The organism is Streptacidiphilus sp. ASG 303 (assembly GCF_020991365.1).
GTDB lineage: Bacteria > Actinomycetota > Actinomycetes > Streptomycetales > Streptomycetaceae > Peterkaempfera.
The window spans coordinates 30230-54837 of record NZ_JAJLRA010000003.1; the positions used below are offsets into that span (position 1 = coordinate 30230).

A 24608-nucleotide genomic window follows, 5' to 3' on the forward strand; every position below is an offset into this window, starting at 1 on the left:
TCCGCGCCGGCGAGCCTTGGGCGGCGCCTGCGCGGGTAGGCGCCGCCCGGGACGAACACGGCTTCGCGGGCTCGTGCAACCTTGCGATCCGCCGGTGTGTCTCACGGACGTATCCGTCGGGCGGCTGCGGCTCCAGCAGGGACGCACCCCCGGCCACGACGCACAGGGGGAACGAGAACCGACGTGTCCACTTCATCAGGCTCACCGAACACCCCGGGCACCCCCGAGCCCCACGCACACCCCGAGGGGACCGCGCCCGACACCGAGGCCGCGCCCGCGGCGGGCGCCCCCGCGGGGCAGCCCGCGCCGGCCGGGCCCTCCGCCGGGTCGGGGACCGACACCGAGGCCGAGGCGGCGGACCCCGAGATATCCGGCCCGGACAAGTCCGGCCCCGGGGCCTCCGGGGCACCCGCCCCGGACGGTGCCGCCGGCCCCTCCGGGGACGCCGGAGACACGGACGCCTCGGACACGGGGGACGCAGCCGCGGGGGACGCAGCCGCGGGGGACGCCGACGCCGACGCCGGGACCGGGAGCACCGCCACCGCCGGCGGCCCCGACGCCGGCCGGGACGGCACCGGGTCCGACCACGCCCCCGCCCCCGGCCGGCCGCACCGGCGCCGCCGCAGGCTGGTCGCCGCCGGCGCCGCCGCCCTGATCCTGCTCGCCGCCACCGGCGGCGCCGGGGCCTGGTGGGCGTACCACCGGCTGGACGGCAACATCCGCACCGACGCGGCCACCAACCGCATCCTCCAGGACGAGGAGTCCGCCCGCCCGGCCCGGGGGGCCGACCCGAAGACCTACGGCGCCGAGAACATCCTGCTCATCGGCAGCGACGACCGCAGCGGCGCCAACGCCGCGTACGGCGCGTCGGGCGGGCAGCGCTCGGACACCACGATCCTGCTGCACCTCTCCGCCGACCGGCGGCGGGCCGTGGGCGTCTCCATCCCGCGCGACGCCATGGTGCACGTCCCGGCGTGCGAGCGGCCGGACGGCTCCCGCACGCGGCCGGCGTTCGTCCAGTTCAACTGGGCCTTCGAGCGGGGCGGCGCGGCCTGCACCATCCGCACCGTGGAGGACCTCACCGGCATCCGCGTCGACCACCACATGATCGTCGACTTCACCGGCTTCAAGCGGATGGTGGACGCCGTCGGCGGCGTCGACGTCTGCCTGGACCGGGACGTGCACGACAAGGACGCCAAGCTGGACCTCACCGCGGGTCCGCACCGGCTGGACGGCGAGCAGGCGCTCGGCTTCGTCCGGGTGCGGGAGACCCTCGGCGACGGCAGCGACACCGCGCGGATGGGCCGCCAGCAGGAGTTCCTCGGCTCCCTGGTGAAGAAGGTGCAGACGGACGGGGTGCTGCTCAACCCGACCCGGCTGTGGCCGCTGCTCGACGCGGCGACCTCGTCGATCACCGCCGACCCGGGCCTCGGCTCGCTCCACGCGCTGTACGGCCTGGCGCAGAGCCTCCGGTCGGTGAGGCCCGAGAACGTGGCCTTCCTCACCGCGCCCCGCGAGCCCTACGCGGCGGACCGCAACCGCGACCAGCTGGTGCAGCCCGCGGCGGACCGGCTGTTCGAGGCGCTGAAGGAGGACCGGCCGGTACAGGTGGCGCCCTCGGCGACGCCCTCCTCCCCCACCGGCTCCTCCCCCGCCGGATCCGCCTCCCCGTCCTCCCCGTCCGGCTCGCCATCGCCCTCCGCCGGCGCGGACGCCGGGGCGTCCCCGGTCTTCGGAGGACGTACGGCGGATCAGCAGGTCTGCGGCAAGAGTTGACCATGCACCCCTAAAATCCTCGCCACTCTGCACCGTTTTGCCCGTTCCGGCGAGGGCGGGACTTGTCACACGGCTGCCGACCGGCTGAACTAGGCAGCTAGTGTGTGCCCGGTCGGCCCAGGGGGCCCGTCCGGCACAGGCGCCCCGGGGGGCGGCGGACGCACCGGACGCCGCGGGCCCCGACAGGGGGGCGCGTGTCTCAGTACTACCCAGGAACCACAGGATCCACTCGCGCAGGGGGAGCGCGGTACACCGGCACAGCGGGAGAGGTTGGAACCGTGAACGCGGGAGACGGCCGTACGCACGGCGCCCCGGGCAGCGGCCCGGACTGGTCGGGCGGCGACCCGGCGGACCAGTGGGTCCTCGACCCTGCCACCGGCAGCTACCGGCTGCGGGGCGAAGCACCCGGATCCGGGGCAACCGGATCCGGGGCGCCAGGCATCGGGGCACCCGGCCGCCGGTCGGGCGGCGTACCCCGGCAGGGCGGCCCCGGAGGCCGCCCTGCCGCCGGTACGGCGGGCCGCCCGCGCGGCGCCGCCCCCGCCGAGGACCGCGCCGCCTCCGGCGTCCCCCCGCAGGGGGGCCGCGCCGCGGCCCGCAGGGCGCGCGGCGCCCGGCCCGGTCCCGCCACGGCGGTGCCGGAGGCCGGCGGCAGGGCCGCGCGCCGCAAGGCGGGCCGGGCGCCGTCCCGGAAGGGCCGCGCCCTGAAGTGGACGGCGGGCGTGGGCGGCTTCGTCCTGGTGGCCGGCTGCGCCGGGGGCATCTACGCCTACCAGCACTTCAACGGCAACATCACCGGTGTCCGGGTGAACCTCGGCGACGAGGCGGACCGCCCGAAGTCCGCCAACAAGGCGATGAACATCCTGGTCATCGGCACCGACAGCCGGAAGGGGCTGGGGAAGAAGTACGGCGACGCGGGCAGCGTCGGCCACGCCGACACGACCTTCCTCTTCCACGTCTCCGCGGACCGGACCAACGCCACCGCCGTCTCCATCCCGCGCGACCTCATGGTGAAGATCCCCGAGTGCAAGACGGGGGACAAGGTCATCCCGGGCCAGGAGAACGCCATGTTCAACACCAGCCTGGGCCAGGACGACCGCGACCCCGGCTGCACCTGGAAGACGGTCGAGCAGCTGACCGGCGTGCGCATCGACCACTTCGTCGAGGTGAACTTCGAGGCCGTGAAGACCATCTCCACCGCCGTCGGCGGCGTCGAGGTCTGCGCCGCGAAGAACCTCGTCGACCCCAAGTCGCACCTGAACATGACGGCGGGCCGGCACACCATCATGGGCGACGAGGCGCTGGCCTTCGTCCGCACCCGGCACGCGGTCGGCTTCGGCGGAGACCTCACCCGCATCCCGCTCCAGCAGCAGTTCATCAGCGGCCTGATCCGCAAGGTGAAGAGCGACGGGACGCTGACCAGCCCGACCAGGCTGCTGAAGCTCGCGGACGCGGCCACGAAGGCGCTGACGGTCGACGACGCCATCGCCGGCGTGTTCAAGCTGAAGGACCTCGCCCAGGACCTCGGCGGAGTCGACACCAAGCACATCACCTTCACGACCGTCCCGGTCCTGGACGACCCGACGGACAAGAACCGCCTCGTGCTCAAGCAGCCGGACGCCCGGCAGCTCTTCGCCCTGGTCGCGGCGGACCAGTCGCTCACCAAGGTGAAGAAGAAGCACGCCGCGCCCGCCGGCACCCCCTCGCCGCAGGCCACCGCCAAGGCGGCCCCCGCCGACGTGCGGGTGACGGTGAAGAACGGCAGCGGCGTGACCGGACAGGCGCAGACCACGGTCGACTGGATGCAGAACACCCAGGGCTTCCTCCGCAGCAGCAACGGCGCCAACGCCCCGGAGACGGAGAAGACGGTCCTGTACTACGCCCCCGCCCACGCGGACCAGGCCCGCACGCTCGCCGCGGCCCTGGGCCTGCCCGCCTCCCAGATGAAGGCCACCGACCAGTACGGCACCGGGGAGAGGGACCCGATGCTGCTGGTGCTCGGCAAGGACTTCCAGGGTCCCGGCGTCCCGCTGACCGTGCCGACGGCCGCCCCCTCGGGCCTGCAGCGCGTCGAGGCGTCCGACACCAACGCCTGCGCGAAGTGACGCACCGTCAGTGACGGTCCGCACGCGGTGCGCATTCACCCCGCCGGAACACCCGCACGCAATTGCGCGGCAAAAGGTTGCACCGCGCCGTGCGTGATCTGCATCACAGCGCCCTATTGCCCCCCTCATTCCCCCGGACATGTGCGCGGAGGGTCCGCAGAAAGGTAGATTGCGGAATGGCGGCGGCCGGCCGGCCGCCGGCGTCCTCCGGGGGAAGGTGAACCGACCGATGGCCACGCATGACCGCGCCGCCCCGGTCGGCGGGACGCCCGACCCCCGCGGAACCGCCCCCTCCGGCCGCCGGGGCGGCGGCCCGGCGGCGTCCGGAATTCCGGTCCAGCGTCCGGCGGATGATACGCCGAAAATACCGGGAAGCCGCCGGAGGCCCAAAACCGGCGCCCGGCGGTACCTGAAATGGGCTGCCATCGGAACCGGCGCCTGCGTGGCGGTGGCCGCCCTTTCCGGGTGGCTCTACTACGAGCATCTCAACGGCAATATCCAGTCGTCGAAGAAGAACCTCAGCGACGCCACGGGACAGCGCACCGCACCCAACGCCTTCGGCCAGGTCCCGCTGAACATCCTGCTGCTCGGCTCGGACAGCCGGGCCACCGAGCGCGCCCGGGAGCTGGGCGGCGGCAAGGACCTGAGGAACGACCCGCCGCTCGCGGACGTGCAGATGCTGCTCCACGTCTCCGCCGACCGCAGCAACGCCTCGCTCATCAGCATCCCCCGCGACACCATGGTGACCATTCCCGAATGCCGCAGCGCGGACGGGAAGCAGGACTGGAAGGCCTCGCCCTACACCCGCATCAACGCCTCCCTGGCCCACGGCGGCCCGGGCTGCGTGCTGGGCACCTGGACCGAGCTGACCGGTCTCGAGATCGACCACTTCATGATGATCGACTTCGGCGGCGTGGTGGACATGGCGCAGGCCGTCGGCAAGGTGAAGGTCTGCGTCGACGAGAACCTCTACGACCGGAGGAACAGCCACGGCGGCACCGGCCTGAAGCTGCCCGCGGGCGACAACTACCTGGACAAGGAGCAGTCCCTCATGTGGCTGCGCACCAGGGACGCCTGGGGCAGCGACCTCAACCGCACCAAAGCCCAGCACATGTACCTCAGCTCGATGATCCGGATGCTGAAGGAGCAGGGCACGCTCACCAACCCGGGCAAGCTGATGGACCTGGCGGAGGCCGCCACCCGGGCCCTCAAGGTCGACGACGGCCTCGACAGCATCAGGAAGCTCTACGACCTGGGGACCGAGTTGCGGAAGGTGCCGACCAACCGCATCTCCACCCTCACCATCCCGGTCCTGCCCGACCCGCGGAACCCCAGGGCGACCGTCGTGCTGAACAAGCCCGACGCCGACCGGATCTGGCAGATGCTGCTCGCCGACACCCCGCTGGACGGCAACGGGAAGCCGAAGGCCGCGAAGCCCGCGTCCGCCTCCCCGACGGCCTCTCCGGCTCCGGCCGTCGACCGGGCGGCGGTCGCCGTCACCGTGCAGAACGGCACCCCCGTCCGCCGGCGGGCCTCCGTGGTCGCCGGCGCGCTCACCGGCGCCGGCTTCACCAAGGCGGCCGTCGGGGTCCCGGGGAACGCCCCGGCGCAGGCCAGGACCACGGTCTCCTTCGGTGCGGGGCACCGCGCCGAGGCCCAGGCCGTGGCCGCGGCCCTGAAGCTGCCCGCCTCCGCGCTGTCCCGATCGGCCGGCGGCGGCGCCGGCGTGGCGGTCGTCATCGGCGGGGACTGGACGGAGGGCACCGCGTTCCCGGTGCAGGCCGCACCGAAGGCGGGCGCCGTCCCCAGGTCGGCGGACGCGAGGACCGCGGACGAGAAGGGCTGCATGCACGTCGTGGACCAGGGCGGGTTCTACACCTACTGACCCCGGACCGCGGCCGGCCGCCGGGCCGGACCGCGGGACCGCCCTCCGGGCGGAAAGGGGGACCGCCGCCCCCGGATTCCGGGGAGGGTGCCGGGCCGTTCCGCAGGCTGTTCCGCGAACCGCTCCGGGGCGCGTTCCGCGAACCGTTCCGCGAACCGTTCCGGGGCGTCGGCGGTCCGCCGCGTCCGACATCCCGTCCGAAACCCGTCAGGAAAGGGCAGTCGGGCGGCCGGAGCCCTGCGACCTGCGCTTTCACCTGCGTTCCGGGGGCACGGAAGAGCCTCGCGCGACCCGCCCCTTTCCGCACGGACCGACGGGCGAGTCACCTTCCGTGCACGTTCCGCACATTCCGGTTCGTGCACGAAAGGTTGCATGCGGGGCGCGTGACATACATCACCGGACCATAAGGGTTTGCATTCCCTCCGGGCTTACTGAGGGATCGTCACCCGGTGTTAGATTGAGCGCCCCCGGCCGCGCACGACAGTTCCGGCCTTTCCGCGGACAGGTGGAGGGACCCCGATGGCCTCGCACGACGGCTCCGGCACCACGGGCGGCGGACACGCCGCCCGGACCGGCACCACCGCCTCCGCCCGGACCGGCGCCACCCCCGCGGCCGACGCCCCCCGTGTCCCGGGACCGCGGCAGCGGGCGCGTCAGGAGGCCCGGCAGCGGCCGGGCCGCCGGAAGCGGAAGACCGGCGCGAAGCGCTTCCTGAAGCCGGTCGCGATCGGCGCGGGCACCTGCCTCGTGGCCGCCGCCGCCTCGGGCTGGTTCTACTACGAGAGCCTGAACGCCAACATCAAGCACGGCGCCCTCAACACCAGCGACGTCAACGTGCCGCAGACCCGGGCGAACGCCGCCGGGCAGACCCCCCTCAACATCCTGATGCTCGGCTCGGACGGCCGCGGGGACAAGCGCGACTGCGCCCTCGGCGGAGCCTGCGACAGCGGCCCGCCGCACGCGGACGTCGAGATGCTCGTGCACGTCTCGGCCGACCGCAGCAACGCCTCGGTCCTCAGCATCCCCCGCGACACCAAGGTCGACATACCGCCCTGCAGGGATCCGAAGACCGGCCAGTCCTTCCCCGCGGTGCACGACATCATCACCACCAGCCTGGGCCGCGGCGGCCCCGGGTGCGTGGTGGGCACGTGGGAGCAGCTCACCCGGATCCACATCGACCACTACATGATGGTGGACTTCGGCGGCGTGGTGGACATGGCCGGCGCCGTGGGCGGCGTACCGGTCTGCGTCGACCACAACGTCTCCGACAACCAGGTCTCCGTCGACCGGCAGGGCCGCCGGCACGTGGTGGGGTCGCACCTGAGGCTCCCGCAGGGCACCCACGTCATCCGCGGCGTGCAGGCGCTGGAGTGGCTCCGCACCCGGCACGCCTTCGAGGACGGGACCGACATCGGGCGGACCCACGCCCAGCACCTCTACATGAACTCGCTGATCCGGCAGATGAAGGCGGCCAGCACGCTGGCCAATCCGCTGAAGCTCAACGCGCTGGCCCAGCAGGCGACGAAATCCCTCACCGTGGACGACGGGCTGAGCAGCATCAAGGCACTGGCGGACCTGGCCCTGGACCTGAACAAGGTCCCGACCCGGCGCATCACCATGACAACGATGCCGTTCTCCTACATCCCCACGGACCAGGCGCACGTGCAGCCCAGGCCCGAGGCCGCCCGGGTGTTCGCGATGATCGCGAACGACATCCCGCTGGACCGGAACGGCCCCGCGAAGGCCGCGGGCGGCAGGGGCGCGGGCGCCGCGGGGGGCGCGTCCCCGGCCTCCTCCACCGCCGCGTCCCCCGCCGCCGCGCCCTCCGCGCCCGTCGACAAGGCCGCCGTGCGGGTGGCCGTGCGCAACGGCGGCGGGGTCAACGGCCGTGCGCGCGCCATGGCGGGGTTCCTCACCGCCCGGGGCTTCTCCCAGGCGTCGGTGGACGCGACCCCGCTCACCGCGAAGACGACCTCCGTCTTCTACCCGGCCGCCGACAGGGCGCAGGCCCTCGCGGTGGCCGCGGCGCTCGGCATACCCGTGTCCCGGACGACCGCGTCCCCCCGCGTCGACCGCACCACGGTGGTGATCGGCGCGGACTGGAGCAGCGGGACCGACTTCGCGAGCACCCTGCCGAAGGCCGGCGACCTCCCGGCCACCGCGGTCTCCCAGAACGCCGAGACCGACAAGGGCCAGTGCATGCGGGTGAACACGGCGAAGTACGCGGACGGCCGCTACATCTACATCTGGTAGGCCCGGCCGCGTCCGGCGGGTGCGCGGGCCGGGCGGCGCCCCGCCGGTCAGGCCCCCGCCCGGTCCCGCCCGTCAGGCCTGGACCAGCGCCCCGTCCCGCTCGGCGTACTCCTCACCCGTGCGGGGGCAGCGCCAGCGGAGGGTGCCGTCCCCGTCCCCGCCCGCGGGCTCCAGCGGCTCGCCGGCGCGGCCGACCCACTTGATGCGGCGGGCCGGGACCCCGGCGACCAGCGCGAAGTCCGGCACGTCGCGGTGGACCACGGCGCCCGCGGCGACCAGCGCCCAGCGGCCCACGGTGACCCCGGCGACGAGCACGGCCCGCGCGCCGACGGAGCAGCCCTCGCGGAGGACGACCCCGCGGGCGTCCCAGTCGTCGCCGCGCTTGAGCTTCCCGTCCGGGTCGACGGACCGCGGGTAGAGGTCGTTGGTGAGCACCGCGGCCGGGCCGACGAAGACGCCGTCCTCCACCACGGCCGGCTCGTAGACCAGCGCGTGGTTCTGCAGCTTGACGCGGTCGCCGAGCCGCACGCCGGGGCCGACGTAGGCGCCCCGGCCGATGATGCAGTCGCGGCCGACCACCGCGCCCTCCCGGACCTGGGCCAGGTGCCAGACGAGGGTGCCGTCGCCGATCTCCGCGCGCGCGTCGACGTCCGCGCTCGGCTGGATGCCCCCCGTACCGCCCTGCGACGCCATCGGCCGCCCCTTCCGGTCGTCCCGTGCCTGCGGATGGCGCGAGCGTACCGAGCGGGGGCGGCCGGTGCGGGGAGGTTCAGCGGTCGGCGAGGCTCCCGTCGAGGGTGCGGCTGCCGACGGCGCCGGCCTCGGGGGCCCTGCTGGCGATGACGCGGCGGGCCAGCGAGCGCGGCGAGGTGAGGAAGCCCCAGCCCCAGGACATGTGCATGGTGGCGAGGGCGACCGGCAGCCGGAGCCGGGCCCGGGCGGAGAGGCCGCGGCCCTCCTTGAGCGAGCCCAGCAGGATCGCCGCGGCGTAGGCGCCGGGGACCGCCAGGAACACCGGGTGCACGGCCGCGCCCAGCATCAGCCCGCCGACGACGCCGGCGAGGGCCGCCGGGGGCGCCAGGTAGCGCAGGTTCACCGAGCCGCGGTGGTAGCGGGTGACGACCCGGCGCCAGCGGCCGTAGTCCTTGTACTGCTTCGCCAGGGCCCGCACCGAGGGGCGCGGCCGGTAGGAGACCCGCAGCTCGGGGGTGAACCAGATGAGGCCGCCGCCCTGCCGGATGCGGTAGTTGAGCTCCCAGTCCTGGGCGCGGACGAACTCCTCGTTGTAGCCGCCGAGGCGCTCCAGCACCTCGCGGCGGAAGACGCCGAGGTACACGGTGTCGGCCGGGGCCGCCTCGCCCCCGGTGTGGAAGGCGGCGTTGCCGACGCCGATGCGGGAGGTCATGGCGGCCGCGACGGCCTTCTCCCACTCCGTCTCGCCCTCGGCGTGCATGATGCCGCCGACGTTGGCCGCGCCCTTCTCCGCCAGCAGCCGCACCGCGGTCGCGATGTAGCCGGGGGTGAGCATGCCGTGGCCGTCGACGCGGACCACCACGGGGTGGCGGGAGCCGCGGATGGCCGCGTTCAGCGCCGCCGGGGTGCGGCCGGTGGGGTTGGGGACCGTGCGGACGCGGGGGTCCTCGGCGGCGAGGGCCGCGGCGATCTCGTCGGTCCGGTCGGTGGAGGGGCCGAGCGCGATCACCACCTCCAGCCCGCCGGCGTAGTCCTGCTCCAGGATGTGGCGGACGGCGGTCCGCAGGTGTCGTTCCTCGTTGAGCACCGGCATGATCACGGAGACCGCCGGCAGCTCCTCGGCAGTGTTGGCGCTCATCGCGCCCACCGTACAGGTGGCCCGCACCCCGCCGCTCCCCGCCCGCCACGGTGACGCAGTTCATGTCAAGGAGAAGCGGATCCATTCACCCGAAAAGGCGCAACGGGGCGCGCGGCAGCGTGTGCTGCGCCCCCGGCGCCGCGGACACGCCTACCGTCGCAGGAGTGCCCGACGACTCCCCCGTCCCCGATCCCGCCGCGACCCGACGGCGCCGCTGGGGGGCCCGGCTCGCCGGCGCCCTCTCCCTCGGCGTCCTCGCCACCTCGGGCGCGGGTTGGAGCGTCCTGAACGGCGTCGGGGACTCCCTCGGCCGCGTCGACGCCTTCGCCGGGGCGCACGACCGGCCCGCCGCCTCCGACGGCAGCGCGCCCACCTTCCTCCTCGTCGGCACCGACGACCGCGAGGGCATCCCGCGCCGGCGCCTCAAGGAGGTCCTGCACGCCGGCGGCGAGTCCTGCCACTGCACCGACACGATGATGCTGGTCCACCTCTCGCGCGACCGCTCCCGGGCCACCGTCGTCAGCATCCCCCGCGACTCCTACGTCACCATCCCCGCCCACACCGACCCCGCCACCGGCAGGCCGGTGAGCGCCGGACGCGGCAAGATCAACGCCGCGTACGGGATGGGCGGGGCGCCGCTCACCGTGCAGACCGTGGAGCAGGCCACCGGACTGCGCGTCGACCACTACCTGGAGGTCGACTTCCGCACCTTCGTCTCCACCGTCGACGCCCTCGGCGGCGTCGAGGTGTGCAGCGCCGTCCCCCTCCACGACACCTACGCCGGCCTCGACCTGCCCGCCGGGGCCACCCGCCTCGACGGCGCGGGCGCGCTGAAGTACGTCCGCGCCCGGCACGTGGACGCCAGCTCCGACCTCGGCCGCATGCAGCGCCAGCAGCGGCTGGTCGCGCAGGTCCTGCACGAGGCCACCTCCGGGGGCACCCTGCTCAATCCCGCCAGGCTCGGCCGGGTGATGGGCACCGCCCTGGCGTCCGTCAAGGCCGACCGGGGCCTGTCCACCCGGGACCTGCTGGACCTCGCCTCCTCGCTGCGCGGCTTCTCCACCGACGACGCCGCCTTCACGACCGTCCCGGTCGCCGACGTCAACCACGTCGTCCCGGGCTGGGGCTCCACCGTGCTGTGGGACGCGCCCGCCGCCCGGGCCCTCTTCGACGCCCTGCGCCACGACCGGCCGCTGCCGGCCGCGCCGGGCACGGGGGCCCCGGGCACGGGCGGGACGGGCCCGGGCGCCCCCTCCGCCGGGAGCACGGGCGGCGCCGCAGCGCACCGCACCGCCGCCCCGGCCCCGGGCGGCCGCGCCCTGACCGTCCCGCCGCTGCAGGTCCGGGTCCAGGTGCTCAACGGCACCCGCACCCCCGGCCTGGGCGCCCGCGTCGACCGGGAGCTCCGGCAGGCGGGCTTCGCCACCACCGGACTGGCCTCCAACGCCGCGGGCGGCGGCGCCGCCCGCACCGCCGTCCGGTACGACCCCCGGTGGGACGAGTCCGTGCGGACCCTCGCCGCCGCCCTCCCCGGCGCCCGGCTGGTCCCGGTGCCCGGGCTCGGCGCCGTCCTCCAGGTGGTCGTCGGCTCCGACCACACCGCGCCCCGGCGGGTCACCGTCGCCCCGCACCCGGCGGCCGTCCCCTCGGCCACCACCACCGCCACCCGGGCCGCCTGCCCCTGACCCGGGCGGGGGCGGGCGCGGGGCGGGACGCGGGGGCGGGACGCCGGCCGCCCGGGACGGCCCCGCACGCCTCTCCCCTTCCCCCGCACGCCTCTCCCCCCGCACACGGACAGCAGGGCGGCCCCGGCGCACGCGGGGTGCACCGGGGCCGCCCCCGTCCGGCGGACCGGCGTCAGTCGGTGGCGATGGCCGCCAGCACGTTCATCCGCGAGGCGCGGAACGCCGGGCCCAGGGCCGCCAGCAGGCCGACCAGCGCCGCGCCGGCGAAGACCGCGGCGATGGTGCCGACCGGGACCGTCAGCAGGTCGAGGCCCTGGGACTCCAGGACCCGCTGCGCCGCCGTCCCCCACGCCAGGCCCAGACCGGTGCCGAGGACCGCGCCGAAGACCGCGATCACCACCGACTCCAGGCGGACCATGCGGCGCAGCTGGCGCCGGGACAGTCCGAGGGCGCGGAGCAGGCCGATCTCCCGGGTCCGCTCCACCACCGACAGGGCCAGGGTGTTGACGACGCCGAGCACCGCCACCACGATCGCGAGTCCCAGCAGGCCGTAGACCATGGACAGCAGCTGGTCGACCTGCTTGCGGATCAGCGCCTTGTAGTCGGCCTGGTCCTTGACCTGCACCTGCGGGTAGTCGGCGAGCGACTTCTGCAGGTCGGCGTAGACCTTGCCGGTGTCCGCGCCGGGAGCCGCGGCGGCGAGGAGCATGACGTCCAGCGGCAGCCGGTCGGCGGGCAGCGCCCGCTCGGCGACGGCCAGGCCCACGAACAGCTGGCCCTTGTACAGCTCGCTGTCGTCGGCGGTGACCGCGGCGACCGGCAGGGTCTCGGTCGCGCCGCCCCGGAAGGCGACCTTCAGCGGGTCGCCGACCTTCAGGCGGTGGGCGTCGGCGAAGCCCTGGTCCACCGAGATGCCGCGGGTCAGGGCGGCGCCGAAGTCGCCGGAGGCCGCGGGCACCCGCAGGTCCCTGGCGTAGGTGGGGCTGACGGCGTTGACGCCGGTCTCCGTGCTCCTCCCGTCCGGGGTGGTGACCGTGGCGGGCACCTGCTTCTGCCGGCTGACGTGGTCGAGCCCGGAGGTGCCGGTGACCGCCCGGACGACCTGCGGCGGGAGGGCGCCGGAGGCCGAGCGGACCACGTAGTCCGCGCCGACCGACCGGTCGATCTGGCTGGAGGCGGAGGAGACCATCGAGGAGGTCACCACCGACGCGCCCGTCACCAGGGCCAGGCCGATCATCAGCGCGGCGGCGGTGGCGCCGGTGCGGCGCGGGTTGCGCAGCGCGTTGCGCTGGGCGAGCGTCCCGGCCGGGCCGAACAGGGCCGGGAGCGCCGCGCCGAGCACCCGCACCACCCCGGCCGCCAGCAGCGGACCCGCCACCACGAAGCCGACCAGCGTCAGCACCACGCCCAGCCCCAGCAGCGACCCGCCGGCCGCGCCGCCGTGCGACGCCGCCGCGCCGGCCAGCGCCGCGGCGCCCGCCGCGGTGAGCACCAGGCCGACGGCGGCCCGGACCCGGTGGGCGGAGGGCTCGGCCGGGGTGCCGTGGTCGCGCAGCGCGGCCATCGGCGAGATCCGGGACGCCCGGCGGGCGGGCAGCCAGGCGGCGAGGACCGTGACGACGACGCCGATCGCGTACGCCACCGCGGGCACGTAGCCCCGGACGGAGAGCTCGGAGGCGTCCAGGTGCATCCCGAGCGACCCGATCAGCCGGACCAGGCCCACCGCGAGGCCGAGGCCCGCCGCCAGGCCCAGCGTGGAGCCGAGGAGGCCGAGCAGCAGCGCCTCCGCCAGCACCGAGCGGTTGACCTGGGCGCGGCTGCCGCCGACGGCCCGGAGCAGGCCGATCTCGCGGGTCCGCTGGGCGACCAGCATGGAGAAGGTGTTGACGATGAGGAACGCGCCGACCAGCAGCGAGATCCCGGCGAAGCCGAGCATCGCGTACTTCATGAAGTCGAGGAAGCCGCCCACGCCCACCTTGGCCTGCGCGGCCGACTCGGCGGCGGTCCGCACCGTGTAGGAGGGGCCCAGCTCAGCGGTGACCTCCGCCTTGACCCGGTCGTCGCTGCGGCTGCCGTCGCCGTACGCGGCGACCGAGGTGAAGACGCCGGTCCGGCCCAGCAGGTACCGCTGCGCGGTCGGGGTGTCGAAGAAGACCAGCGCGGCGCCGGGGTTGGTGGTGGTGAAGGTGGCGACGCCGGAGATGGTGAGGCGGTGGTCGCCGAACGGGGTGACCACGCGCAGCGCGTCCCCGGTCCCCAGGCCGGCCTTCCCGGCGGTGTCCGCGTCCAGGACCGCCTCGCCGGGGCCGTGCGGGACCCGGCCGGAGGTGATCCGCAGGGCGGGGTTGGGGGTCTCGTACCAGTTGCCGGCGATGGTCGGGGCGCCGCCGGTCGGGCCGATCGCCTTGCCGGTCGCGGGGTCGACGACGGTGGCGTCCTGCACCGAGACGTCGCCGGCGGCGCTGCGCACGCCGGGCTGCGCGGCCACCCGCCGCACCACGGAGTCGGGCAGGGTCGCGGCCCGGGCGCCGCCGTACTGCCGGTCGTCGTCGGAGCCCGCGCCCTTCGGGCTCACCGAGACGTCGGCGGCGGTGGAGGCGAAGAGGCGGTCGAAGGTGGCGGTGGCGGTGTCCGCGAAGACGAGGGTGCCGGAGACGAAGGAGACCGAGAGCACCACCGCGACCAGCGAGAGCGCCACCCGGCCCTTGTGGGCGAGGAGGTTCCTGAGGGAGGTCCTGAGCATCATGGCCGTGTCCCGTCCCCGTCAGCCGGCGGTGCGGTCGTCGGCGCCCTTGCGGAGGGCGTCCGGGGCGGGGGCGGGCCGGGCGCCCGCGGCGGGGGCGTCGGCGCCGGAGAAGCGCAGCATGCGCTCCAGGACGGCGTCGGCGGTGGGGTCGGCCATCTCGTCGACGATCCGGCCGTCGGCGAGGAAGAGCACGCGGTCGGCGTAGCCGGCGGCCACCGGGTCGTGGGTGACCATGACGATGGTCTGGCCGAGCTCGTCCACCGAGCGGCGCAGGAAGGTGAGCACCTCGGCGCCCGCGCGGGAGTCGAGGTTGCCGGTGGGCTCGTCGCCGAAGATGATCTCGGGCCGGGAGGCCAGGGCGCGGGCCACCGCGACCCGCTGCTGCTGGCCGCCGGAGAGCTGGGCGGGCCGGTGCCGCAGGCGGTCGGCGAGGCCGACGGTCTCTACGACCTGGTCCAGCCACGCGCGGTCGGGACGGCGGCCGGCGATGTCCATCGGCAGGGTGATGTTCTCCAGCGCGTTCAGGGTCGGCAGCAGGTTGAACGCCTGGAAGATGAAGCCGATCTTGTCCCGGCGCAGCCGGGTCAGCTGCCTGTCCTTCAGCCCCGTGATCTCGGTGTCCCCGATCAGGATCCGGCCGGAGGTGACCGAGTCCAGGCCCGCGAGGCAGTGCATCAGCGTGGACTTGCCCGAACCCGACGGGCCCATGATCGCCGTGAACCGCCCGCGGGCGATGTCCACGTCGACCGCGTCCAGCGCCGTCACCCGGGTCTCGCCGGTGCCGTACGCCTTGGTCACCTGCCGCGCGCTCGCCGCGACGGCCGGCGCGCCGCCGGCCGCTCCCGCGGGCGCTCCCGCCGCAGGGGACCCGAAGGGGGCTGCTGCTGCCGTCGTCACTGGTCTCACTCCTCGGTCGCGGTCCTGCCCGGTGCCGCCCGGCCGCGGGGCCGGACCGCGGCGGCACGCCGCGCACGGTCCTCCGCAGCCGGGGGTCCTCCCCGTCCGGCCCGGTGGGCCGGCGGGATGCCACGACGCTACGGGGTGCACCGCCCCCCGCGACTCCTCCGGCGGGAGGAACCCGGCACCGGAGGTTGTCCGGGGTGCCGGACCGCGCCCCCTAGGGGGGCCGGGGACGCCGTCTCGGGGTGCCCCCGCGCCCCGGCCGGTCCCCGCCCGCCGGTCCGCCCCCACCTGCACCGCGACCGGCCCGCGACCATGCCCCCGGGCCGTCCCGTACCTGCACCAACTCTGCTACAGCGGCCACCCGGCTGGGGTTCGATCGGCCGGATGGGGCATCCTTCCGGCATGAACTCGTGGGAGGACGGCCGCTACGGCGGCGCGCAGCAGGGCCAGGGTGGCGGCGGGTACGGAGGCGGCGACGCCGAGCCGACCCGCTCGATGCCGCACGTGCAGCGGCAGCGCCGCCCCGGCGCCCCGCACGGCGGGTACGGGCAGGCCGGGTCCCCCGCCGAGCCCCCGCTGCCGCCCGGCCTCAACCCGCGCGGCCCCGCCGCCGGCGCCCCCGCGGGCGGGTACGGCGCGACCATCCCGCAGCAGTCCTCGGGCGGCTACGGGGGCGGCCCGGCCGCCCCCGGGTACCACGACGGGCCCCCGCCGGGCGCCTCCCCGGTCCGCTCCTCCCGCTGGCCGCGCCGCCGCAAGGTGAAGGTGGCGCTGCTCACCCTCCTGTGCGCGCTGCTGGTGGTCACCGCGGGCACCTGGTTCTGGGCCGACGGCAAGCTGCGCCGCCAGGACGTGCTGCAGGACTACCCGGGCCGCCCCGGCGAGGGCAAGGGCACCAACTGGCTGATCGTGGGCTCCGACAGCCGCGAGGGCATGACGAAGCAGGACGCCAAGGACCTGCACACCGGCCTGGGCGCCAAGGGCAAGCGCACCGACTCGATGATGCTGCTGCACATAGGCGACCACGGGAACACCATGATGAGCATCCCGCGCGACTCGTGGGTGACCGTCCCCGCCCACCAGAGCAGCATCAACCCGGGCCAGACCGTCTCGGCCCGCAAGCACAAGATCAACGCGGCGTTCGCCATCGGCGGCGCCCCGCTGCTGGTCAGGACCGTCGAGACGGCGACCGGGCTGCACGTCGACCACTACGCGGAGATCGGCTTCGCGGGCTTCCGCGACCTGGTCGACTCCCTCGGCGGGGTGCGGATGTGCCTGGACAAGCCGATGAAGGACGCCAAGTCGGGCGCGGACTTCCCGGCCGGCTGCCGGGAGTTCAACGGCACCGACTCGCTGAAGTACGTGCGCTCCCGCTACGTGGACGGCACCGGCGACCTCGGCCGCATGAAGCGCCAGCGGCAGTTCCTGGCGTCCATCGCCAACGAGGCCGCCTCCCCCGCCACCATCGCCAACCCCTTCACCCTGTACCCGACGATCAGCTCCGGCCTGGGCACCCTGATCGTCGACAAGGACTGCGGGCTCACCGACCTGGCCTCCATGTTCTTCGCCATGAAGGGCGTGAGCAGCGGCAGCGGGAAGACCATCACCGTGCCGATCGCCAACCCGGGCCTGCCCACCTCCGAGGGCTCCGCGGTCGACTGGAGCGACTCGCGGTCCAAGCCGGTCTTCGACGCCCTCCGCAACGACACCGCCGTCCCGGACGTGAAGTAGCCGGCGCGGGGCGGCGCGCCGGACCGGCCGTCGCCCTCCGGGGCACGAAGGCCCGGGCCCCCTTCTCCGGGGGCCCGGGCCTTCGCCGCACAGCGGCCCGGCAGGGCGGCGGGAAACGCCGGAGGCGCCCCCTCGGGGGCGCCTCCGGTCTGCGTCTACGCGACGGCTTCCGCCTCCGTCACGGCAGGTTCCGGGCCATCACGATCCGCTGGACCTGGTTCGTCCCCTCGTATATCTGCGTGATCTTGGCATCGCGCATCATGCGCTCCACCGGGTAGTCGCGGGTGTAGCCGTAGCCGCCGAGGAGCTGGACGGCGTCGGTGGTGATCTCCATGGCGACGTCGGAGGCGAAGCACTTGGCGGCGGCGCCGAAGAAGGTGAGGTCGGCGTCGACGCGCTGCGACTTGGCGGCGGCGGAGTAGGTGAGCTGGCGGGCCGCCTCCAGCTTCATGGCCATGTCGGCGAGCATGAACTGGACGCCCTGGAACTCGGCGACGGCCTTGCCGAACTGCTTGCGCTCCTTGACGTAGCCCTTGGCGTAGTCGAGGGCGCCCTGGGCGATGCCGAGGGCCTGGGCGGCGATGGTGATCCGGGTGTGGTCCAGGGTCTTCATCGCGGTGGCGAAGCCGGTGCCCTCCTCGCCGATCATGCGGTCGGCGGGGATGCGGACGTTGTCGAGGTAGACCTCGCGGGTCGGGGAGCCCTTGATGCCGAGCTTCTTCTCCGGGGCGCCGAAGGAGACGCCCTCGTCGCCCTTCTCGACCACGAACGCCGAGATGCCCCGGGAGCGCTTCTCGGGGTCGGTGACGGCCATCACCGTGTAGAACTCCGAGACGCCGGCGTTGGTGATCCAGCGCTTGACGCCGTTGAGCACCCAGAAGTCGCCGTCGCGCACCGCGCGGGTCTTCATGCCGGCCGCGTCCGAGCCGGCCTCGGGCTCGGAGAGGCAGTAGGAGAACATGCCCTCGCCCCGGGCGAGGGCGCCCAGGTACTTGGCCTTGAGCTCCTCGGAGCCGGAGAGCTGCACCGGCAGCGAGCCCAGCTTGTTGACCGCCGGGATGAGCGAGGAGGAGGCGCAGACGCGGGCGACCTCCTCGATGACGATGACGGTCGCGAGGGCGTCCGCGCCCGCGCCGCCGTAGGTCTCCGGGACGTGCACCGCGTGGAGGTCGTTGGCCTGGAGGGCGTCCAGCGCCTCCTGGGGGAAGCGGCCCTCCTCGTCCACCTCGGCCGCGTACGGGGCGATCTTCGCCTCCGCGAGCGACCGCACGGCGTCGCGGAGCATCTCGTGCTCCTCGGAGATGCGGAAAAGGTCGAAGTCTTCGCTGCCCGCCACGGAACCCCTCCGGTTAACTACTGTTAAGTACCCCCACGATTCTACGACCGGGCCCCTCCCCCGCATCACGTGACGTGCGCGACAGCCCGCGGGGGGCGGATACCATCGCCGGGTTCGGTCGGGACGTCGGAGGGATGCAGGGCCGTGACACTCAGGATCACCGTGATCGGCACCGGGTACCTCGGCGCCACCCACGCGGCGTGCATGGCCGAGCTGGGCTTCGAGGTGCTGGGCTACGACATCGACCCGGACAAGGTGGCCACGCTGACGGCCGGCCGGGTGCCGATGTACGAGCCGGGGCTGGAGGAGCTGCTGGTCCGGCACGTGGCCGGGCACGAGGGCTCGACCGGGCGGCTGCGCTTCACCTCGTCGGTGGAGGAGGTCGCGGAGTTCGGCGACGTCCACTTCGTCTGCGTGAACACGCCGCAGAAGGGCGGCGAGTTCGCCGCCGACATGAGCTACGTGGACGCCGCCGTCGACGCGCTGGCGCCGCACCTGACCCGGCCGACGCTGGTGGTGGGCAAGTCCACCGTGCCGGTCGGCAGCGCGGCCCGGCTGGCCGCCCGCCTGGCCTCGCTGGCCCCGGTCGGGGAGCGGGCGGAGCTGGCGTGGAACCCGGAGTTCCTGCGCGAGGGGTTCGCGGTGGGCGACACCCTGCACCCGGACCGGCTGGTGGTCGGCGTGCGCAGCGAGCGGGCCGAGGCGCTGCTGCGGGAGGTGTACGCGACGCCCGTCGGCCGGGGCGTGCCGTTCGTGGTGACGGACTTCGCGACGGCGGAGCTGGTGAAGGCCGCGGCGAACTCCTTCCTGGCCACCAAGATCTCCTTCATCAACGCGATGGCGGAGGTCTGCGAGAGCGCGGGCGCCGACGTGGTGCAGCTGAGCCGGGCGCTGTCGTACGACGAGCGGATCGGCGGGAAGTTCCTCAACGCGGGGCTGGGCTTCGGCGGCGGGTGCCTGCCGAAGGACATCCGGGCGTTCATGGCGCGGGCCGGGGAGCTGGGCGCGGACCAGGCGCTGACGTTCCTGCGCGAGGTCGACTCGATCAACATGCGGCGGCGCTCGCGGATGGTGGAGCTGGCCCGGGAGCAGTGCGGGGGCGGGTTCCTGGGCCGCCGGGTGGCGGTGCTGGGTGCGGCGTTCAAGCCGAACTCGGACGACATCCGGGACTCGCCGGCGCTGAACGTCGCCGGGCAGATCCAGCTGCAGGGCGCGCAGGTCGCGGTGTACGACCCGAAGGCGATGGACAACGCGCGCAAGATGTTCCCGGGCCTGGCGTACGCGGAGTCGGCCCTGGAGGCGGCCCGGGGCGCGCACGTGGTGCTGCACCTGACGGAGTGGCAGGAGTTCCGGGAGATGGACCCGGAGGCGCTGGGCGCGGTGGTGGCCGAGCGGCGGATCCTGGACGGGCGGAACGTGCTGGACCCGGTGGCGTGGCGGGCGGCGGGCTGGACCTACCGGGCGCTGGGCCGGCCGAGCTGAGCCGAGCCAGGCCCTCCCGGCCGTGTCCGGCCGTGTCCGGCCGGGCCCGTCCGGAGAGGCCTGCGGCGGGGTCCGGCCGCCGCGGAATCCGGTGGCGGGCCCGGTCGTTGGACCTGCCATGACGGACTACGGTGACGACGCGGCCGTGCGGGAGATCCTGACCGGCACCGGCGACGTGTGGGCGGTGGTGGGGCTCTCGGGCAACACCTCCCGGGCCGCCTACGGGGTGGCGCGGGTGCTGCAGCGGTTCGGGAAGCGGGTGGTCCCGGTGCACCCGAGGGCGGAGACCGTGCACGGGGAGCAGGGGTACCGCTCGCTGGCGGAGGTGCCGTTCCCGGTGGACGTGGTGGACGTCTTCGTCAACTCCTCCCTGGCGGGCGGCGTGGCGGACGAGGCGGTGGCGGCCGGCGCCCGGGCGGTCTGGTTCCAGTTGGGCGTGGTCGACGAGGCGGCGTACGCGCGGGTGCGGGCGGCGGGGCTGCCGATGGTGATGGACCGCTGCCCGGCGATCGAGATCCCGCGGCTGGGCCTGGGCTGAGGCCGGGGCGGGGCGGGGCTGCGGCCGCCGCCTGGCGCGGCCGGGGTTTCCGGGACTGCTGCAGGGACTGCCGGGGGCTGCCGCGGGGGTGCGGACGTGGGTCCGCGCCGCCCGGGGTCGGAGTCCGCCGGGCGGCGCGGGATCGGGGGGCGGGATCAGCAGGCGCCGAGGTCCTGCCAGACGCCCCACTCACCGGTGGTGCCGGGCTCCTCGCCCTGGGTCCACCACTTGGCCTTCCACGTGTGCCCCTGGTGGGACACCGTGTTGCCGCCGACGTAGACCGCGGTGCGGTCCCAGGCGGGGGCGGTGCAGGTGCCGCCGGTCGGGGTGGGGGTCGGGGTCGCGGTGGGCGTCGCCGTGGGGGTGGGCGTCGGGGTCGCCGTGGGCGTGCCCGTGGGCGTCGGGGTGGGGGTGGGCGTCGGGGTCGCCGTGGAGCCGGAGCAGTCGGCGGCGGAGCCGTCCGTGGCGGTCACGATCCGGTTGAAGAGCGTGGCCGAGGCGTCCAGGTCGAGCAGCGAGTACATCATCGACCCGGCGAGGCCGTGACAGTGCGCGTAGTCGGCCTTGGCCTGGATGCCCTGGGCGCCGAGTCCGGTCCAGAACTCGGTGCCGTTGTAGAAGTAGTTCGACTGCGTCCTGGGGTCCCAGTAGGTGGAGGCCGGGTTGTCGACGATCCCGGTGAGCTCCTTGGCGTAGGCGATGCCGGCGGTGGCGCTGAGGCCGCGGGCCGGGGCCGGGCCGGTGGCGGACTGGTACAGGCCGTGGTTCGCGCCGGCGGGGACGCCGGTCCAGCCGCGGTAGTACAGCGGGTAGCCCATGGTCAGCCTGGAGGCGGGGAAGCCGCCGGGGATGCCGTAGGCGGGGTCGCCCTGCGTCCAGGCGCGCAGCGCGTTGTCGCTGCTGTACTTCCCGGTGCCGGGGGCGATCGGCGTGGAGGGGTCGTCCGGGGACTGGTAGGTGGGGTCCTGGTGGTTGGTGGGGCCGGTGGAGTCCCAGGCGCCGTGCATGTCGTAGGTCATGATGTTCGCGTAGTCGAGGTACTGGCCGACCTTGTCGGTCTCGATCTGCGCGATCTTGTCCTGGCCGGCCGGGAGGGCGGCGGTGAGGAGCATCCTCCGGCCGTTGGCGGTGCCGTAGGCGTCGAGCTCGGCGCGGAACTCGGCGAGCAGCGCGGTGTAGTTCTTCCGGTCGTTCGCGCTGTAGTGGTTGCCGACGTGGCCGTTCGGCGAGCCCGGGTACTCCCAGTCGAGGTCGAAGCCGTCGAAGATCCCGGCGGCGCTGCCGGGGCCGCCGAAGCCGCCGTCGACGGGCAGGTTGCCCTTGACGAACATGTCGATGCAGGAGGAGACGAGCTTCTTGCGGCTCGCGTCGGTGGCGGCGGCGTCGGAGAAGTACTTGGAGTACGTCCAGCCGCCGATGGAGGCGACGATCCGCAGCCTGGGGTACTTGGCCTTCAGCTTCCTGAGCTGGTTGAAGGTGCCGGCGATCGGCTGGTTCCAGACGTCGGCGACGCCGTCGACGCTGATGTCGGCGCCGAAGGACTTCTGGTAGTCGGCGAAGGCGTCGCCCGCGCCGTCGCCGGCGCTGGGGTTCGACTCGTTGGCGGAGTCGGAGGCCTTGGTGGCCTCGAAGCAGGTGAGGTCGGTGGGGTGGATGTTCTCGAAGGAGTAGTTGAGGACGTCCAGCTTGCCGGCGATGCCCCGGGTGTCGAGGTCCTTGGGGTAGAAGGCGTTGCCGTAGACGGACCACTGGTCGTAGTAGGCGATCTTCACGCCGCCGCTGGTGGCGGCGGTCGCGGCGGCGGGGACGGCGGCGGCGTCGGCCTGTCCGGCGCCGGCGAGGACGCCGAGGGCGCCGGCGGCGAGGGCCAGGGCGGAGAGGGCCGCGGTGAGCGGTCCGCCGGTCCTGCGGGGGGTGGGGTGCACGGTGGGGGACCTCCTGGGGAGGGGGGAGTGTGGGGGCCGTGCCCGGCGGCACCCTGGTGCGCGGTCAGGTATGGGATACCGGTTCTGTAGGTGCGCGGTCAATGGTATGGACCAATAAGGTCTGGACCAATATCCGGAACCATGCCTTCCGGGCGCGTGACGCACCCCGCACGCCCCCGGATCGAGTGAGTGTTCGCCCGAGCGGGGCCGGTCCGGCCGCCGGTCGCGGGATGCTGATCCCTGCTGTACTCCCGTGCCATGCTGGGGTTCGGAGACGCCGCTGGAGGCAGTGATGGCCATGAGCACCGCCCACCGCATCGAGGACCACGCCGGCGCCTGGACCGTCGACGAGGTCCTCGCCCTCGACGAGCACCCGGCAGGCAGCCACTACGAGCTCGTGGACGGTGTGCTCATGATGTCCCCCGCGCCCGGCTGGGCCCACCAGGACGCCTCCTTCGAGCTGGCGAGCCAGCTGAAACGCGCCGTGCGCGCCGCTCGCGCGCCCTTCCGGGTGGCGGAGGCCGTCAACGTGCGCGGCGACTCACGGCTCTTCGTGCCCGACATCGTGGTGGCGGACCGGTCCGCGGTGCGGCGGGACACCGTCGCCGTGCCGCTGGAGGCGGTGCTGCTGCTGGTGGAGATCGTCTCGCCGTCCACCCGGCCGCAGGACCGGATCCTCAAGCCCGCCCTCTACGCCCAGGCGGCCGTGCCCCTGTACTGGCGACTGGAGCTGGAGCCCGAGCCGCACGTCGTCGTGCACGAGCTGTCCGACGGCACGTACCGGGAGGGGGAGGTGCTGAAGGGGCGCCGGACCGTGCGGGTGGCGGACGCCTTCACGGCGGAGCTGGACCTGGGCGCCCTGCTCGCCGACCTCGACGGCGAGGGCGACGGGGAGGGCGAGGGCGCCTGACCCTCCGTGACGGAGGCCACAGGGGCGGTCCACTTCCTTAAATACGAATCTTTAATACCTCTTTGATACTCTCCTGCCGTGCGGTCGACGCGGGCAGCCGACGCCGCGTCCGACCGCGAAACGCCCACGGAACAGACGGAACAGTGGGTGATGCGGGCGGAGCAGGGAAGACCGACCTCTGCACGTGCCCCGACCGGCCCTGGCCGGGCGGCTGCCTCCGCCCGAAAATATGAATCCCGCATCCACATAAGGGAGTCGACATGCTCTCCGCCGAGTCCACCCCCGTCGTCCGCGCCACCCTCCCCGCCGTGGGCGCCGCCATCGACGAGATCGCCGCCCGCTTCTACCAGCGGCTGTTCGCCGCCCACCCGGAGCTGCTGCGCGACCTCTTCAACCGCGGCAACCAGGCCAACGGCGAGCAGCGCCGGGCGCTGGCGGGCTCGATCGCCGCCTTCGCGGGCATGCTGCTGGACCGTCCCGACGAGCGCCCCGACGCCCTGCTCTCCCGGATCGCCCACAAGCACGCCTCACTGGGCGTCACCTCCGCGCAGTACAAGGTCGTCCACACCCACCTGCTGGCGGCCGTCGCCGAGGTGCTCGGCGACGCGGTGACGCCCGAGGTCGCGGCCGCCTGGGACGAGGTGTACTGGCTGATGGCCAACGCGCTGATCGCCGTCGAGGCCGAGCTCTACCAGCGGGCCGGCGCCCCCGAGGGCGACGTGTGGCGGCGGATGCGGGTCGTGGGGCGCACGCAGGAGACCGCCGACACCGCCTCCTTCGTGGTGCGGCCCGAGGACGGCTCGGCCGCCGGGGGCTTCCGCCCCGGCCAGTACGTCTCGGTGCAGGTGGAACTGCCGGACGGCGCGCACCAGATCCGCCAGTACAGCCTCTCCGCGGCGCCGGGCCGCGCCGACTGGCGGATCACGGTGAAGCGGGTCCTGGGCGGGGACGCGCCCGAGGGCGAGGTGTCGTCCTGGCTGCACGGGCACGTGCGGACCGGCGACGTGCTGAGGGTCTCGGCGCCCTTCGGCGACCTGGTGCTGCCCGACGGCGACGGTCCGCTGCTCCTGGTGTCGGCGGGCGTCGGCTGCACCCCGATGCTGTCGATGCTGGACCACCTGGCCGCGACCGGCTCCGCCCGGCCGGTGACCGTGGTGCACGCCGACCGCTCCCCCGCCGCCCACGCCCACCTGGCGGAGCTGCGCGAGCGGGTGGCGGGGCTTCCGGGGGCGGCCCTGCTGCGCTGGTACGAGGAGCCGGGCGACGAGGCGGGACCGGACGTCCGCGCGGGCCTGGTGGACGTGGACGCGCTGGAGCTGCCCGAGGGCGTGACGGCGTACCTGTGCGGGCCGCTGCCGTTCCTGCGGGCGGTGCGCGGCGGGCTGCTGCGGCGGGGCGTGCCGGCCGCCGACGTGCACTACGAGGTGTTCGGCCCCGACCTGTGGCTGGGCCGGGACTGACGGGGCGGCAGGGGGCCGGGGCCGCGCACGGCGCGGTCCCGG

At 74.5% G+C, this 24608-nt stretch carries 16 protein-coding genes; 10 read left to right on the forward strand and 6 right to left on the reverse strand.

Annotated features, from left to right (window positions below):
* Positions 1–183: 183 nt before the first annotated feature.
* The 4 genes from LO771_RS05010 to LO771_RS05025 all read left to right on the forward strand — a co-directional run bounded on the left by LO771_RS05010 (position 184) and on the right by LO771_RS05025 (position 8019).
* Positions 184–1776, forward strand: coding sequence for an LCP family protein (locus LO771_RS05010; protein WP_230648436.1), 1593 nt, complete (start codon positions 184–186; stop codon positions 1774–1776).
* Between the two features lie 722 nt (positions 1777–2498).
* On the forward strand, positions 2499–3881 hold the full coding sequence (locus LO771_RS05015; RefSeq protein ID WP_308188839.1) for an LCP family protein: 1383 nt from the start codon (positions 2499–2501) through the stop codon (positions 3879–3881).
* 448 nt (positions 3882–4329) lie between these two features.
* Positions 4330–5766, forward strand: coding sequence for an LCP family protein (locus LO771_RS05020; RefSeq protein WP_230648438.1), 1437 nt, complete (start codon positions 4330–4332; stop codon positions 5764–5766).
* A 519-nt stretch (positions 5767–6285) separates the two neighbouring features.
* Complete coding sequence (locus LO771_RS05025; RefSeq protein WP_230648439.1) at positions 6286–8019, forward strand: LCP family protein; 1734 nt, start codon at positions 6286–6288, stop codon at positions 8017–8019.
* Positions 8020–8091: 72 nt separating this feature from the next.
* Here the strand turns inward: LO771_RS05025 and LO771_RS05030 are convergent, their stop codons facing one another.
* Together LO771_RS05030 and LO771_RS05035 are read right to left on the reverse strand one after the other, a co-directional pair.
* Positions 8092–8712, reverse strand: coding sequence for an acyltransferase (locus tag LO771_RS05030; protein WP_230648440.1), 621 nt, complete (start codon positions 8710–8712; stop codon positions 8092–8094).
* Positions 8713–8788: 76 nt separating this feature from the next.
* Entirely contained in the window at positions 8789–9850 is a 1062-nt protein-coding gene (locus LO771_RS05035) for a glycosyltransferase family 2 protein (RefSeq protein ID WP_230648441.1), read from the reverse strand.
* Positions 9851–10014: 164 nt separating this feature from the next.
* On the opposite strand from LO771_RS05035, the gene LO771_RS05040 reads away from it, so the two are divergent.
* The gene (locus LO771_RS05040) at positions 10015–11535 is read left to right on the forward strand and encodes an LCP family protein (RefSeq protein ID WP_230648442.1); all 1521 of its coding nucleotides are present in this window, start codon (positions 10015–10017) and stop codon (positions 11533–11535) included.
* Positions 11536–11707: 172 nt separating this feature from the next.
* Here the strand turns inward: LO771_RS05040 and LO771_RS05045 are convergent, their stop codons facing one another.
* A complete protein-coding gene (locus tag LO771_RS05045; protein WP_230648443.1) occupies positions 11708–14281 on the reverse strand; it encodes an ABC transporter permease in 2574 nt (857 codons plus the stop codon).
* 18 nt (positions 14282–14299) lie between these two features.
* Positions 14300–15178, reverse strand: coding sequence for an ABC transporter ATP-binding protein (locus tag LO771_RS05050; protein ID WP_374228073.1), 879 nt, complete (start codon positions 15176–15178; stop codon positions 14300–14302).
* Positions 15179–15586: 408 nt separating this feature from the next.
* Here LO771_RS05050 and LO771_RS05055 point away from each other — a divergent pair, with 408 nt between their 5' ends.
* Positions 15587–16915 carry an LCP family protein gene (locus tag LO771_RS05055; RefSeq protein WP_230648445.1) on the forward strand — a complete coding sequence of 443 codons (1329 nt, stop codon included), beginning with the start codon at positions 15587–15589 and terminating at the stop codon, positions 16913–16915.
* 178 nt (positions 16916–17093) lie between these two features.
* On the opposite strand, the gene LO771_RS05060 is transcribed toward LO771_RS05055, so the two are convergent.
* Positions 17094–18251 (reverse strand): acyl-CoA dehydrogenase family protein, encoded by a 1158-nt coding sequence (locus LO771_RS05060; protein ID WP_230648447.1) that lies wholly within the window; start codon positions 18249–18251, stop codon positions 17094–17096.
* Between the two features lie 144 nt (positions 18252–18395).
* Between LO771_RS05060 and LO771_RS05065 the strand changes: the two genes are divergently transcribed.
* A complete protein-coding gene (locus LO771_RS05065) occupies positions 18396–19733 on the forward strand; it encodes a UDP-glucose/GDP-mannose dehydrogenase family protein (protein ID WP_230648449.1) in 1338 nt (445 codons plus the stop codon).
* Positions 19734–19851: 118 nt separating this feature from the next.
* Positions 19852–20271 carry a CoA-binding protein gene (locus LO771_RS05070; RefSeq protein ID WP_230648450.1) on the forward strand — a complete coding sequence of 140 codons (420 nt, stop codon included), beginning with the start codon at positions 19852–19854 and terminating at the stop codon, positions 20269–20271.
* A 155-nt stretch (positions 20272–20426) separates the two neighbouring features.
* On the opposite strand, the gene LO771_RS05075 is transcribed toward LO771_RS05070, so the two are convergent.
* Positions 20427–22196: a glycosyl hydrolase family 18 protein gene (locus LO771_RS05075; protein ID WP_230648451.1), complete on the reverse strand. Its 1770-nt coding sequence runs from the start codon at positions 22194–22196 to the stop codon at positions 20427–20429.
* Between the two features lie 292 nt (positions 22197–22488).
* Here LO771_RS05075 and LO771_RS05080 point away from each other — a divergent pair, with 292 nt between their 5' ends.
* Both LO771_RS05080 and LO771_RS05085 read left to right on the forward strand, forming a co-directional pair.
* A complete protein-coding gene (locus LO771_RS05080; RefSeq protein WP_230648452.1) occupies positions 22489–23106 on the forward strand; it encodes a Uma2 family endonuclease in 618 nt (205 codons plus the stop codon).
* Between the two features lie 260 nt (positions 23107–23366).
* Positions 23367–24566, forward strand: a complete 1200-nt coding sequence (locus tag LO771_RS05085; protein WP_230648453.1) for a globin domain-containing protein — start codon at positions 23367–23369, stop codon at positions 24564–24566.
* Positions 24567–24608: the final 42 nt, after the last annotated feature.